The 14,816-nt window shown below is 50.3% G+C and carries 11 protein-coding genes; 10 read left to right on the top strand and 1 reads right to left on the bottom strand.

The annotated features are described in order from the left end of the window. Window positions 1-78: 78 nt before the first annotated feature. The 4 genes from rpsO to BM202_RS00980 all read left to right on the top strand — a co-directional run bounded on the left by rpsO (window position 79) and on the right by BM202_RS00980 (window position 5,534). Window positions 79-354: a 30S ribosomal protein S15 gene (gene rpsO, locus BM202_RS00995; protein WP_093822608.1), complete on the top strand. Its 276-nt coding sequence runs from the start codon at window positions 79-81 to the stop codon at window positions 352-354. 178 nt (window positions 355-532) lie between these two features. Then, entirely contained in the window at window positions 533-2,659 is a 2,127-nt protein-coding gene (locus BM202_RS00990; protein WP_093822607.1) for a polyribonucleotide nucleotidyltransferase, read from the top strand. Between the two features lie 74 nt (window positions 2,660-2,733). Further along, window positions 2,734-3,597: a sigma-70 family RNA polymerase sigma factor gene (locus BM202_RS00985; protein WP_009282104.1), complete on the top strand. Its 864-nt coding sequence runs from the start codon at window positions 2,734-2,736 to the stop codon at window positions 3,595-3,597. A gap of 266 nt (window positions 3,598-3,863) precedes the next feature. Then, window positions 3,864-5,534, top strand: a complete 1,671-nt coding sequence (locus BM202_RS00980) for a glycoside hydrolase family 28 protein (protein WP_093822606.1) — start codon at window positions 3,864-3,866, stop codon at window positions 5,532-5,534. 26 nt (window positions 5,535-5,560) lie between these two features. Here the strand turns inward: BM202_RS00980 and BM202_RS00975 are convergent, their stop codons facing one another. Next, window positions 5,561-6,607 (bottom strand): LacI family DNA-binding transcriptional regulator, encoded by a 1,047-nt coding sequence (locus tag BM202_RS00975; protein WP_093822605.1) that lies wholly within the window; start codon window positions 6,605-6,607, stop codon window positions 5,561-5,563. 334 nt (window positions 6,608-6,941) lie between these two features. On the opposite strand from BM202_RS00975, the gene BM202_RS00970 reads away from it, so the two are divergent. From BM202_RS00970 to BM202_RS00945, 6 genes are all read left to right on the top strand, one after another. Then, window positions 6,942-8,474, top strand: coding sequence for a tagaturonate reductase (locus tag BM202_RS00970; protein WP_093822604.1), 1,533 nt, complete (start codon window positions 6,942-6,944; stop codon window positions 8,472-8,474). After that, window positions 8,471-10,126, top strand: a complete 1,656-nt coding sequence (locus BM202_RS00965; protein ID WP_093822603.1) for a UxaA family hydrolase — start codon at window positions 8,471-8,473, stop codon at window positions 10,124-10,126. The genes BM202_RS00970 and BM202_RS00965 overlap by 4 nt, the downstream gene beginning before the upstream one ends. A 103-nt stretch (window positions 10,127-10,229) precedes the next feature. After that, the gene (gene uxaC, locus BM202_RS00960; protein ID WP_093822602.1) at window positions 10,230-11,660 is read left to right on the top strand and encodes a glucuronate isomerase; all 1,431 of its coding nucleotides are present in this window, start codon (window positions 10,230-10,232) and stop codon (window positions 11,658-11,660) included. A 23-nt stretch (window positions 11,661-11,683) separates the two neighbouring features. Further along, window positions 11,684-12,712, top strand: coding sequence for a sugar kinase (locus BM202_RS00955; RefSeq protein WP_093822601.1), 1,029 nt, complete (start codon window positions 11,684-11,686; stop codon window positions 12,710-12,712). A 4-nt stretch (window positions 12,713-12,716) separates the two neighbouring features. After that, complete coding sequence (locus BM202_RS00950) at window positions 12,717-13,385, top strand: beta/alpha barrel domain-containing protein (protein ID WP_093822600.1); 669 nt, start codon at window positions 12,717-12,719, stop codon at window positions 13,383-13,385. Continuing rightward, window positions 13,382-14,701, top strand: coding sequence for an MFS transporter (locus BM202_RS00945; protein ID WP_093822599.1), 1,320 nt, complete (start codon window positions 13,382-13,384; stop codon window positions 14,699-14,701). The genes BM202_RS00950 and BM202_RS00945 overlap by 4 nt, the downstream gene beginning before the upstream one ends. The last annotated feature ends 115 nt before the right edge of the window (window positions 14,702-14,816 follow it).

Here is a 14,816-nt window from a genome sequence, read left to right as displayed (position 1 = left end):
ATTGACTGATGACTATCGACTATTTTTACTACCTTTGCACCCGAATTCATTTTTTTTACTTAAATAAGCTGTCTGAAGATGTATCTAACGACCGAAAAAAAACAGGAGATATTCTCCACCTCGGGTCATGCCAAAAGCGCAACGGACACGGGATCGGCCGAATCCCAGATCGCGCTGTTCACCTACCGGATCAGTCATTTAACTGAGCACCTGAAAGTCCACAAGCACGATTACGGCACCCAACTGGGTCTTTTAAAATTAGTTGGTAAACGTCGGCGTCTGCTGAATTACCTCCTGAAAAAAGACATCATGCGGTACCGGGCCATTCTGGCCGCGCTGGGACTACGAAAGTAATTGGGTCAGCCCATAAAAAAAGGGAATCTGCTACACAGTAGATTCCCTGATTTTTGTTGTTTCAACAGGAATGCAGTGCCAATAATTGAATGAAGCGTAAAAAGTAAGTCAGGCTACCCGGTATGCCGGGCCGCCGGAGCGGTTTAAAGCTGTAAGAGGACGTATCAAAATCTGTTTTATGTTTGAAATAACCACGCAATCCGTTGCGCTGCCCGACGGGCGGGAAATTACCATCGAAACCGGAAAACTGGCCCGTCAGGCCGACGGAGCGGTGGTTGTACGGTTGGGCGACACAATGCTGTTAGCCACCGTCGTATCGAGTAAAGACGCGAAAGAAGGCGTTGATTTTCTCCCCTTATCCGTTGATTATCAAGAAAAATTTGCCTCCGCCGGGCGTATTCCTGGAAGCTTTCAACGGCGTGAAGGCCGATTAGGTGACCATGAAATTCTCATTAGCCGTTTGGTTGACCGCGCGCTGCGGCCCATATTCCCCGATAATTATCACGCTGATACGCAGGTAATGATTACGCTGATTTCGGCTGATCCCGAAGTTCAGCCGGATGCACTGGCAGCTTTGGCGGCATCGTCAGCCTTGGCTGTGTCGGATATTCCGTTCAACGGTCCTATCTCTGAAGTACGTGTCGCGAAAATTGATGGGCAATACAAGATTAACCCAAAAACGACCGAGCTGGCACGGGCAACCATTGACCTGATTGTTGCCGCTACTGAAAAGGATATTTGTATGGTAGAAGGCGAAATGAACGAATGTTCTGAAGCCGAAGTCGTAGAAGCGTTGAAAATCGCTCACGAAGCTATCAAAGTACAGTGCCAGGCACAAAAAGAGTTGACCAGTAAAGTCGGTAAGACAGAAAAACGTCAATACAACCACGAAACGCACGACGAAGAACTTCGGGCAGCTGTTCGGGTGGCTACGTATGATAAAATTTATGCAGCGGTAAGCCAGCAAAATCCGAGCAAAAAAGGACGTTCCGCAGCGGCTAAAGCCATTCGCGATGAATACATAGCTTCCTTTCCTGAAGGGTCCGACGTAAATGTTGGCTTAATTAAAACCTATTTCCACGATCTGGAATGGGAGGCATCGCGTCGGTTGGTACTCGATGAACGGGTTCGTCTGGATGGCCGGAAACTGGATCAAATTCGCCAAATTTCAGCCGAAGCGGGGTATCTGCCGGGTCCACACGGATCTGCCTTATTTACGCGTGGCGAAACCCAGTCACTGACGACGGTAACGCTGGGTACCAAAACGGACGAGCAAATTGTCGATCAGACAATGTATCAGGGCTACAGTAAGTTCCTGCTGCATTATAATTTTCCCGGTTTTTCAACGGGTGAAGTGAAACCCAATCGGGGCGCTGGCCGTCGCGAAATCGGTCACGGAAACCTGGCCCACCGTTCCTTAAAAAAGGTGTTGCCGGCTGGTGACGAAAACCCGTACACGATCCGGATTGTGTCCGATATTTTAGAATCAAACGGCTCATCGTCAATGGCAACCGTTTGTGCTGGTACCATCGCGTTGATGGATGCCGGGATCAAAATCAAGGCACCCGTAGCGGGTATTGCCATGGGACTGATTTCCGATGGAGACAAATATGCGGTGCTGTCGGATATTCTAGGCGATGAAGATCACCTGGGTGATATGGACTTCAAGGTAACCGGTACCGAAAAAGGTATTGTTGCCTGCCAGATGGACTTAAAAGTTGACGGGTTATCGTACGAAGTACTTGCTCAGGCGCTGGAACAGGCCCGTGTTGGTCGGTTGCACATTCTTGGCGAAATGATGAAGGGTATTTCTGAAGTTCGTTCCGATCTGAAACCACACGCTCCCCGTGCCATGGTTATCAAGATCGATACCAACCAGATTGGCTCCGTTATTGGACCCGGCGGTAAAGTCGTTCAGGACATCCAGAAGGACTCCGGCGCCGTCGTTAATATTGATGAACACGACAATGCGGGTTGGGTCAGCATTTTTGCGACCAGCAAAGAGAGTATGGACAAAGCCGTATCGCGCGTGAAAGGCATCGTTGCCGTTCCCGAAGTGGGCGAGACGTATATTGGTAAAGTGAAGACGATTCAGCCCTTCGGCGCGTTCGTCGAGTTTATGCCTGGCAAGGACGGACTTTTGCACATTTCCGAGATTAAGTGGGAGCGTCTGGAAACCATGGATGGCGTCTTACAGGTAGGAGAGGAAGTGACCGTAAAGTTGATTGACGTGGATAAAAAGACCGGAAAGTACCGTTTATCGCGTAAAGTTTTGCTGCCGAAGCCAGAGAACAAAAATGCGTAAGTAATTGTTACTTTTTTGTGTAATGCAGCGTCAAAGGTTCGCGTTATGCATGACTCCACCGGGGACAACGTATCATGAGACAGCTAAAAATTTCAAAACAGATTACCAACCGCGAGAGCCAGTCGTTAGACAAGTACTTGCAGGAGATTGGTAAAGTAGACCTGCTTACGCCCGATGAGGAAGTAACGCTGGCCCAGAAAATTCGGGAAGGTGACCAACTGTCGCTGGAGCGGTTAACGAAAGCAAACCTACGCTTTGTGGTGTCGGTTGCCAAACAATATCAGAATCAGGGACTTTCGTTAGGCGATTTGATCAACGAAGGGAATTTGGGCTTAATTAAAGCGGCTCAACGGTTCGACGAAACGCGCGGATTTAAATTTATTTCCTATGCTGTTTGGTGGATTCGCCAGTCGATTCTACAGGCGTTGGCTGAACAATCACGGATTGTTCGCCTGCCGTTAAATCGGGTAGGTTCGCTTAATAAGATATCGAAGACTTTTTCAGACCTCGAGCAGAAATTTGAGCGTGAGCCGTCGCCAGAAGAGTTGGCGGCCGTGTTGGAAATTTCGGCCGCTGAGGTTGTTGACACCCTGAAGATCTCAGGTCGTCATGTATCGATGGACGCGCCGTTTGTGCAGGGTGAAGAAAACAGTCTGCTCGACGTGCTCGAAAATGATGGTGAAGACAAGCCTGATTCAGGCCTGATAAACGATTCGCTACGGAAGGAAGTGCAACGTGCGCTTTCGACCTTAACGCAGCGGGAAGCTGATGTAATTACCCTCTATTTCGGGCTCAATGGCGAACACGCCATGACGCTCGAAGAGATTGGGGAGAAGTTCAACCTGACCCGTGAACGCGTTCGGCAGATAAAAGAAAAAGCCATTCGTCGGCTGCGCCACACCTCACGGTCGAAGGCGTTGAAGACGTATCTGGGGTAAGATTCCTATTTGTAATGTATGTGCAAGACGGCTCCTGCGAAAGTTGGGGCCGTTTTTGTTTTTTATAAAAGAACAAACGTTGGGGTAACTCAACGTTTTTCGATAGAATATGGTAACGTTCCCGGCAACGATTGCGTAAAAAAAGGTATAGACCTTCTTGAATAAGTACTGATTTAGCCGTCACTTTAGGGTACTATTAGCCAGTTGATACGTCATGGGTAACTGATTGTATCATAAGTCGCCTTCTGTCACCTTCTCGAAAAACAATGAAAATAACTGCTGGAATAACCCTGTGCGTTACGTCGATTGCCTTACGGGTGGCGTCTGCCTGGCCTGATGCCCCAGGCTTTAATTCGGCTGGATTAGTTAGTAGTAGCGATCTGCCAAAAGTACAAATGCCTGCTTTTCGGAAAGATACCCTGACGATCAGTACGTTCGGTGCTGTAGCGGATGGGTTGACGATGAATACGTCAGCGATCAATAAAGCGGTTGAGCAATGCAACCGCGCTGGTGGGGGTGTCGTACTGATTCCGTCCGGCCTATGGCTGACTGGTCCGATTGCGCTCAAGAATAACGTGAATCTACACCTGGCAACTGGAGCCCTGGTACAATTCACCAACAAGCGAACGGAGTACCCATTGGTGCATACCACCTGGGAAGGCGAAGAAGCCGTTCGGAATCAAGCACCTATTTCCGGCACAGATCTCGAAAATATAGCCATCACAGGGAATGGTATTCTGGATGGTGCGGGCGATGCGTGGCGAATGGTCAAAAAAAGTAAACTAACCGCTGATCAGTGGAAAAAACTGGTGGCTTCGGGGGGCGTAGTAAACGATAAACAGGATGCCTGGTATCCGTCTGAGCAGTCACTTAAAGGCGCAATGACTACGATTAAAGCGGGCCAGACACCGGCTTATTACGAAGAAATTAAAGATTTTTTGCGGCCCAATATGTTGAGTTTTACGCGCTGCAAACGAATTCTCCTGGAAGGTATTACGTTCCAGAACTCACCTGCGTGGTGTTTACATCCACTGCTATGCGAAAACATCACGTTGCGTAATGTTACAGCTAAAAATCCCTGGTATGCCCAAAATGGGGATGGACTTGACTTAGAATCGTGTAAGAATGGATTGGTTGAAGGGTGTACGTTCGATGTGGGCGACGATGGTATCTGTATCAAATCAGGGCGCGATGAGCAAGGCCGCAAGCGCGGTGTTCCGACGGAGAACATAGTGGTGCGTAACTGCCGTGTTTATCATGCACACGGTGGGTTTGTAATTGGCAGTGAAATGTCGGGTGGTGTACGAAACCTTTACGTATCGAACTGCGTGTTTATGGGAACCGATGTGGGGCTGCGTTTCAAAACGACCCGTGGGAGAGGTGGCGTAGTGGAGAATATTTTCGTGGACGGCGTAGACATGACCGATATTGCAGGCGAGGCCATTCTGTTCGACATGTATTATGCCGCCAAAGATCCCGTTCCGCAACAGGGCGAGAGCAATGAACTGCCGGTCATTCCAGCGCAACCGTTATCGGAATCGACTCCTCAATTCAAATCGTTTCAGATTCGGAACGTACGTTGCAAAGGGGCTGAAACGGCCATACTGATACGTGGGTTACCCGAGATGGCGGTTAAGGATATCTTGATCGAAAATGCTGTTTTACAGAGTCGAAAAGGATTTGTATGTATCGAAGCGGACAATATCCGGCTGAAAAACGTGGCGTTAATTAGTCCGGCTAAAACGCTGATGCACATCCAGAATAGCCATAATCTGACACTTGATAATATTCGCTATACTGACAGTACCGACCTGCTCATGCACATTGCCGGCGACCGCTCCAAAGACATTAAGCTGTTGAATACCAACATGTCGCATGCGAAGAAAACGGTAGAAACAACCACAGAGGTTACCGCTAACGTACTGACAATGAAGTGATATGTAGTAAATATATCCGCTAACGCTTACAAACTACTTTGTTCTCGCAGGGGATGGGGAGCGGGTGTACGTTCTGACGAAGCCCGAACAATCATCCGGGTTGGAATAGTTATCCGACCTGGTTGTGTGCCCGTTTGCTTGCCCTCAATTTGATTGATCAATTGTTCCGCAGCCATCTGGCCAATTTCCAGCGCAGGCTGTTCCACGGTACTCATGGGAGGGGCCAGCAGATCCGCGACCGGGGTATTCGTAAAGCCAATAAGCGAAACCGTTTCAGGAATCGAAATAGCTCGCTTTTTCAAGGCAGCCAAACAGCCGATGGCCAGCCGATCACTGGCGGTAAAAAACGCGTCGGGCGACTGGTCGAGTAAGGCATCAACGAACGGCTCTACATCATTCTGGCCAAATTCTGTGTACTGAATCAGCTTTTCATCGTACGGAATACCATACTTTTCGAGCGCTGCCCGATAGCCCGCTAGGCGTTCCTGCGTGATAGAAATATAAGGGGGTATGGTCAGGTGAGCGATCCGTCTGCGGCCCGTTTGAATGAGGTGTTCAGTCGCGGCAAAAGCGCCCCCAAAATTGTCAGCGGTTACAAAGGTGGTATCCAGGTCTTTCGAAACCCGGTCGAATAAAACAATCGGCAATTTTCTGTCCTGTAGTTCCCGCAAATGCGTTACATCCGACGTACTGCTGGACAGCGAAATAAGCAGGCCATCGACTTTGCGGGCTACGGCTTGCTGCACCGTCGCTATTTCCCGCTCATACGACTCGTGACTTTGAAAAATAATAACGTAATACCCACGGCTATAGGCAATGGCTTCGATCCCATTGATGGCCTGTGAAAAGTAATTGTTGGCAATCTGGGGGACAATCACGCCGATGACCCGACTCCGGTTTTCCTTTAAACTAAGCGCAATCGAGTTAGGGCGATAATTGAATCGCTCGGCATATTCGGTTACCAGACGTTTGGTTTCGGGATTTATTTCATAACTATCCCGCAAAGCCCGCGAAACAGTCGAGGTCGAGAGATTTAAGGCACGGGCAATATCTTTTATGGTAATGGTATCCAAGGTATCAAATGTTGGTAAAGTACAAAAAGTCTACTCCATCACTACGTATCGGTTATAAGGGTTTAGCGACGGCTACCTGCTCGTTTTATGCGTCAATAGACCATAAATTTAAAACTGGCAACGTTCCCGATAACGTTTGCGTGAATAAATATCTTTATTAATTTCTATATAAAAAACATCCTACTTAATCTTATCTGATCATTAGCTGAATTGACCTAGTTGCCAATCAATGCGGTATCTATAAAAAAGACAAATTTAACGTAGATCTATAACGTTCCGACGTAGCAGAATCCAAGAAAATCAGCCGGTCGTAGCCGTAACGCTCACATACTTTATGAACCCTTTATCGTTTCAGACGCTGCCTTTGATCCAGCCAAGTATCCCTATAAATCTGCCATCCGCCCAGCTACAGGACTTACCCGAAAAGGTATTGCAGTTCGGAACGGGGGTTCTGCTGCGTGGCTTACCCGATTACCTGATCGATAAAGCAAACCGACAAGGTATCTTCAATGGGCGGATTGTTGTCGTTAAATCCACCGATGGGGGCGATTTAACGGCGTTTGCCCGGCAGGATAATCTGTACACACTCTGTATCCGTGGGGTGGAGAATCGCCAGCTTATCGAGGAAAACGTAATTTGTTCAGCGATTAGCCGCGTGTTATCTGCCAGGCAGGAGTGGGATGAGGTGCTACGGGTAGCCGCCAGCCCGGATTTACAGCTTGTCATTTCCAACACGACCGAAGTAGGTATCCAACTCATACCGGAGGATATTCGGCTGACGCCCCCTGAATCATTCCCTGGCAAGTTGCTCGCGGTGTTATACGCTCGGTATCAGGCATTCAGTGGCGATCCGGCCAAAGGGTTGGTCATTGTACCTACTGAACTTATTCCGGAAAACGGTACGAAACTGGCGGTCATTTTACTGGACCTGGCGCACCGGAATGACCTGGAACCTGCGTTTATCGATTGGCTCGAAAAAGCGAATACCTGCTGCAATTCATTGGTTGATCGCATCGTACCGGGTCGTCCCGATACCGTTACGTATCAGGCGCTGACCGAACAGCTTGGTTATGAGGATGAATTGCTTACCGTTTCGGAAGTCTATACGTTATGGGCCATAGAAGGAAATAAGCACGTACAACAGGTGCTGTCATTTCATCAGGCTGATGAGCGCGTCATTATCCGGCCAAACATTGACCAGTTTCGCGAACTAAAATTGCGCCTACTCAATGGTACGCATACCCTGAGTTGCGGCCTGGCGTTTTTGAGTGGATTTGATACGGTCCGGGAGGCCATGGACGATGAGGTATTGTCGGCGTTTGTAAGCAGTGTCATGTTGGGTGAACTCATTCCGGGTATCCCGTATGCGGTGGATGATAAAATAGCGCAACGATTTGGTTTTCAGGTGCTGGATCGCTTTCGGAACCCGTACATCGAGCATCGCTGGCTGGCTATCACGATGCAATATTCGGCTAAAATGCAAATGCGGAATATCCCGACCCTGCTTCACTATTATGAAAAATTAGACTCTGTAACTCCGCGTTATGTATCCATCGGTTTTGCGGCCTATCTGTTGTTTATGCGGGCTGTACGGCAGGAAAATGGAACCTGGCTAGGCGTGCGCGACGGGGAAGCCTATCCGATTCACGATACACAGGCAGCTTACTTCGCGGATTTATGGGCACGTCTGACTCCCAGAGAACTAGCTACTACTGTGCTCCAGAATACGGCACTTTGGGGGCACGATTTAACCCAGTTGCCGGGCTTTGCTGATTCGGTGGGTACCTATCTCGCCGACATGATCGAAAACGGCGTATTAACCACCATTTCGGCTCAATTTGGTCATATCGACATCATAACCAAATGAAAAACAACGTACTAAAGATACATCCGAACGACAACGTACTGGTCGCGCTGACCGACCTTGAACCGGGTGACCGGGTGCAAAATGGGGGTGCTTCCCTGATCGTTACGGAAGCCATTCCGGCCAAGCATAAGCTGGCTGTTCAGGCATTCTCCCCCGGCGATTCGATCACGATGTATGGCGTCCTGGTCGGGAAAGCCAAACATACCATTCCGATGGGCGGGCGACTGACGACGTTTAACGTACAACATGCGACGAACAGCTATGACCTGAACACACCTTCGTATCAGTGGACTCCGCCAGCCGTTGACCAGTGGCAGAGTCAGACGTTTATGGGCTATTATCGCTCCGATGGACGCGTGGGGACGGCCAATTACTGGCTAGTTATTCCGCTCGTCTTCTGCGAAAATCGCAACATACAGGTGCTGGAAGAAGCGTTGGTAAACGACCTCGGTTACGGTCGACGGCATACGTACCAGCGACAGACGCAGGAGCTGATGGCGTTGGTCCAGGCGGGGCATACCGTTGAAGAGGTTCTACAGGCCGACCTGCAAACGGCAGAACAGTCATTAGGGGGGCAACTGCCGCTCTTTCCAAATGTCGATGGGGTGAAATTTCTAGCGCACGATGGCGGTTGTGGTGGCACCCGTCAGGATGCGCAGGCCTTGTGCGGATTGCTGGCGGGTTATATTACCCACCCGAACGTAGCAGGGGCGACGGTGCTGAGCCTGGGCTGCCAGAACGCGCAGGTGGGGATGTTGCAGGAGGAGATTCAGAAACGGAATCCACAGTTCGATAAACCCCTGTTTGTGCTTGAACAACAAAGCATTGGCACCGAAGAATCACTGATTGGCCAGGCGCTCCGGCAAACGTTTGCGGGATTGATGCAGGCAAATGCCTGTGTTCGGAAACCCGCGCCACTCAGTAAATTGACAATTGGGCTGGAATGTGGTGGTTCGGATGGGTTTTCGGGGATTTCGGCCAATCCTGTCGTTGGACACGCATCCGATCTGGTTGTTGCCCTGGGTGGGACAGTCATTCTGGCTGAATTTCCCGAACTCTGCGGGGTTGAGCAGGAACTCTGCGACCGCGCCGTCAATGCTGAAACGGCTAACCGGTTTAAGGAGTTGATGAACACTTACGCGCTGCGGGCCAAAGAAGCCGGATCTGGATTCGATATGAATCCATCGCCGGGCAACATTCGGGATGGGCTAATCACCGATGCCATGAAATCGGCAGGTGCTTCCAAAAAAGGCGGTTCGTCGCCGGTGGTGGCCGTTCTCGATTACCCCGAACTGGTAACTAAACCAGGTTTGAATCTGCTGTGTACGCCCGGCAATGATGTCGAATCTACGACGGCTGAGGTGGCTTCTGGTGCAACGATCGTTTTATTCACAACGGGCCTTGGCACGCCAACGGGCAACCCAATTGCGCCCGTACTCAAAATTTCCAGCAATACGGCCTTAGCCAATCGAATGCCTGATATTATTGATGTCAACACGGGTACGGTTATCGATGGTGACGAAACGATCGAACAGGCTGGCGAACGATTGCTGGAACAGATTATCCGCGTCGCCAGTGGTGAACTGGACGTAGCGGCCGTTCGCCACGGACAAGATGATTTCATCCCCTGGAAACGGGGTGTTTCTTTATAATGTGTGAAAGAGCGGTCCGCCGTCGCGGTGAAGGTGCGAAAGAGCGAATAGCTGATTCCACCTTTCATTCTTTCACTCATTCACCCTTTCGCTCTTTAATTCCATGAAAAAGCCCTTTCTGAACGACGATTTTTTGTTGCAAACCCCCACGGCCCAGCAACTCTACCATGAGTTCGCCAAGCCGATGCCTATTATCGACTATCACTGCCACCTGCCGCCCGATCAGATGGCTGAGAATAAGCAATTCGAGAACCTGACACAAATCTGGTTGTATGGTGACCATTATAAGTGGCGGGCCATGCGCTCGAATGGGATAGACGAAAGCTTTTGTACGGGTAATCAGACGGATTTTGCCAAATTTCAGAAATGGGCCGAAACCGTGCCGTATACCGTCCGAAACCCGCTTTATCACTGGACACACCTGGAATTAAAGCGGTATTTCGGGATAACAGAAACGCTGAACGGTCAAAATGCCCGCCGAATCTATGATGCCTGTACCGAACAATTGCAGTCGCCAGAGTATTCGGTGCGGAATCTACTACGTCGTATGAACGTGGAAACCGTTTGCACGACTGACGATCCGGTGGATTCGCTGGAACATCACCAGACGCTGGCCAATACGGGCTTTGACATTGGTGTGTTGCCTACGTTCCGGCCCGACAAAGCGATGGCGGTGGAAGACGCGGCTACGTTCAATCAATACGTTGCGCGGCTGGAAGCTGCCAGCCAACTATCGGTTACTACGTTGGCTGATTTTCTGGATGCCCTTCGCCAGCGACATGATTATTTTGCCGCTATGGGATGCAAACTCTCGGATCACGGCCTGGAACAGATTTACGCAGCGGACTACACCGAAGCCGAAATCCAGGCGATTTTTGATAAAATTCGATCGGGCGCGTCGCTGAACGGAGAGGAGGTACTACAGTTTAAATCGGCGATGCTGGTCTATTTAGCCGAGATGGACTGGGAAAAAGGCTGGACACAGCAGTTTCACTTAGGAGCCCTACGGAATAACAATTCCCGCATGTTGCGGCAACTTGGTCCCGACACAGGCTGGGACAGCATCGGCGATTTTTCGCAGGCACGTGCGCTGGCCAAATTCCTTGACCGGCTGGACAGTCAGGACAAACTGGCCAAGACCATTTTGTATAACCTGAACCCCGCCGACAACGATCTCATGGCCACCATGATCGGTAATTTTAACGACGGATCGGTGGCCGGTAAAGTACAATTTGGCTCAGGCTGGTGGTTTTTGGATCAAAAAGAGGGTATGGAACGCCAGTTAAATGCTCTTTCCAATATGGGTCTGTTGAGCCGGTTTGTCGGGATGCTTACGGATTCGCGTAGTTTTCTGTCGTATCCACGTCATGAATATTTCCGCCGGATTCTGTGCAACCTGTTCGGCAATGACATTGAAAACGGCGAACTACCCGACGACATCGACTGGATGGGCCAGATTGTACAGAATATTTGTTATGGCAATGCTAAAACGTATTTTGGTTTCAGCAGTAAGCCGATGGCGTTACGTATTTGATGGAATTGTTGATGGTATAATACATGGCAAAAGTCTGTTGCTTCGGTGAATTATTATTGCGGTTTTCGCCGGTGGCCAACGGTGAATGGATTCGGCAGGCAGCCATGCCGGTTTTTGTGGGCGGTGCCGAACTGAACGTAGCGACGGCACTGGCAAACTGGCATGTACCCGTGAAATACAGTACGGTTCTGCCCGAAAATTCATTAGCCGACGACATTGTTACCTACATTGGTAATAAGGGAATTGATCCATCGGGCATTGTTCGGTTCGGGCAGCGGGTTGGGAGTTATTACCTGTCGCAGGGAACGGATCTCAAAAACGCAAGTGTTATTTATGACCGGGCTCATTCGTCATTTTCTGAACTGGCGGTTGGTAAAGTTGACTGGGATGTAATTTTACAGGATACCAGTTGGCTGCACGTCAGCGCGATTAGTCCGGCCCTGAGTGCCTCCGTGGCCGGAGCTTGTCAGGAGTTAATGGCCGCAGCTTCGGCAAAGGGCATTACCGTGTCGATCGACCTGAATCACCGGGCGCGGCTCTGGCAATACGGCATGGCACCCACCGACATTATGCCTGGGTTGATCGAGTACTGCGACGTAGTGATGGGAAATATCTGGTCGGCGAATGCGTTGCTGGGTATTCCGGTCGATGAACACATTCATGCCAAAGGACAACCGGCTGATTATGTGGAACATGCCCGGGCTACGTCGGCGGCTATTCAGGAGCGGTTTCCGCGCTGTAAAGTAGTGGCCAATACATTCCGGTTTGATCAGCCACCAGCAGGCTTGCGTTACTTCACTACGTTGTATGTCGAGGGGCAGCCCTATGTTTCGTCCGAATGGCTAACCGATTCGGTCGTTGACCGGGTGGGTAGTGGCGATTGTTTTATGGCGGGTCTGATTTATGGACTTTATCATCAGCATGCCCCTCAGGACGTAGTAGATTTTGCCGCTGCCGCTGCTTTCGGTAAGTTGCAGGAACTTGGCGATGCAACGGACCAGACGGTGGCCGATATTGCCAAACGCCTGGACACTATAAACTCAATAACCTAACACTATGTCCGTTTTTTCAACAGATAAGATTTTTGACCTGGTTGTTCATAACCCAATCGTTCCCGTCTTCTACCACGCCGATGCCGACCACGCGCAGGCGATTGTGAAGGCCTGTTATGAGGGTGGCCTGCGGGTATTTGAATTTACCAATCGGGGCGACAAGGCGCTATCGGTTTTTACTACGTTAATAAGCTATGTGCGGGAAAATTGCCCTGACATGGCGCTGGGCATCGGTACGATTTTGACACCGGAGGATGCCGTCCGCTTTATTGATGCGGGCGCTGATTTCGTTGTGCAGCCCGTCATCACGGCGGCTGTAGGCGATGTTTGCCGGGAGCGGGGTGTCCCCTGGATGCCAGCGGGTTCAACCCTGAATGAAATCTATCAGGCCACGTTGCTGGGCGCTAACCTGGTGAAAGTGTTTCCGGGAAACGTAGTTGGACCGGATTTTATTAAAGCTATTAAAGGCCCAATGCCCTGGCTGAAACTCATGGTGACCGGGGGCGTTGAGCCAACCAGCGAGAGCCTGAATGCCTGGTTTAAAGCCGGTGTCACGGCGGTAGGTATCGGTTCTCAACTGTTTGCTGGTAATAGCGGGGACCCGGCGGCCTTACGCGATAGGATCGCATCACTGGTTCAGATTGTTACACCTTTTGTTCCACAACCCGCATGAACAAACCCCTGGGAAGTTACCGCTGGACCATTGTAGCGCTGTTGTTCTTTGCCACGACCATTAACTACCTCGATCGCCAGGTTGTTGGGTTGCTGAAACCGACGCTGGAAAAGGAATTTAATTGGTCGGAGCTGGATTTTAGTCGTATTGTGCAGGTTTTCTCGGCGGCCTATGCCATTGGACTGCTGATTTTCGGGCGCGTTATTGACCGGATCGGTACCAAGATGGGATATACCATCTCTATTATTTTCTGGAGCCTGGCAGCAATGGGGCATGCCCTGGCAACCAGTACGTTTGGCTTTATTATAGCCCGGATCGGGTTGGGATTAGGGGAGGCCGGAAACTTCCCCGCAGCCATCAAAACCGTAGCTGAATGGTTCCCTAAAAAAGAACGGGCGTTGGCAACGGGTATTTTTAACTCAGGCGCCAATATTGGCGCCGTGGTAGCCCCCATACTGGTGCCCTGGATTCTGGGGGTTTATGGCTGGGAAATGGCCTTCATCATAACCGGAGCCGTTGGCTTTATCTGGCTGATATTCTGGCATTTTACGTATCAGATACCCGCCAGGCAGGCTAAACTCTCGAAGGAAGAGTTCGACTACATACACAGCGACAATGAAACCACACCGGACGAAGTAGCCGATCATGGCAAACCGGTATCCTGGGCTAAATTGCTGAGCGTTCGACAGACCTGGGCGTTTGTCTTCGGTAAGATGCTCACCGATCCGATCTGGTGGTTTTTCCTGTTCTGGCTGCAGGATTATTTTGCGACTACATTCCACCTCGATACCAAAAAGCCCAACCTGTATCTGGCGGTACTCTACACCCTGGTCAGCATCGGTAGTATTGGAGGAGGTTACCTGTCATCGGCACTGATCAGCCGGGGATGGACAGTCTGGCGGGCGCGCAAAACCTCAATGTTCATTTTTGCTTTGTTGGTCCTGCCGGTTATTGCCGTTCGCTTCGGACCAGGGATCTGGGGGGCCGTTGCGCTGATCGGCCTGGCTGGTGCGGCTCACCAGGCGTGGAGTGCCAATATTTTCACGACTGCTTCTGATATGTTTCCCAAGCGGGCTGTTAGCTCAATCGTGGGAATTGGTAGTATGGCGGGTTCGGTAGGAGGTATTATATTCCCAGAGATCGTCGGTCGTATTCTGGACAGCTATAAACAGGCGGGTGATGCGCAGGGGGGCTATAGTATTATCTTTCTCATGTGCGGATCGGCCTACATGCTGGCCTGGGTGGTCATGCACTTGCTGACGCCGACCATGCAACCGGTCAGGCTCGAAACGCCTGAATCTGAACCAGTAATTTAGATTTATGGGATTCAGTGGGCTGGCGCGTCAATACCGCTCGCATCAGCCCACCGAACACTGAATACCGTAAACCAAAACAACCTATCATAAAACAATAAATCCTGTCTATAAACCT

It is taken from the genome of Spirosoma endophyticum, from assembly GCF_900112365.1.
GTDB lineage: Bacteria > Bacteroidota > Bacteroidia > Cytophagales > Spirosomataceae > Spirosoma > Spirosoma endophyticum.
The sequence above is the reverse complement of the archived record's forward strand: the minus strand, read 5'-3'. Positions and strand labels throughout refer to the sequence as shown.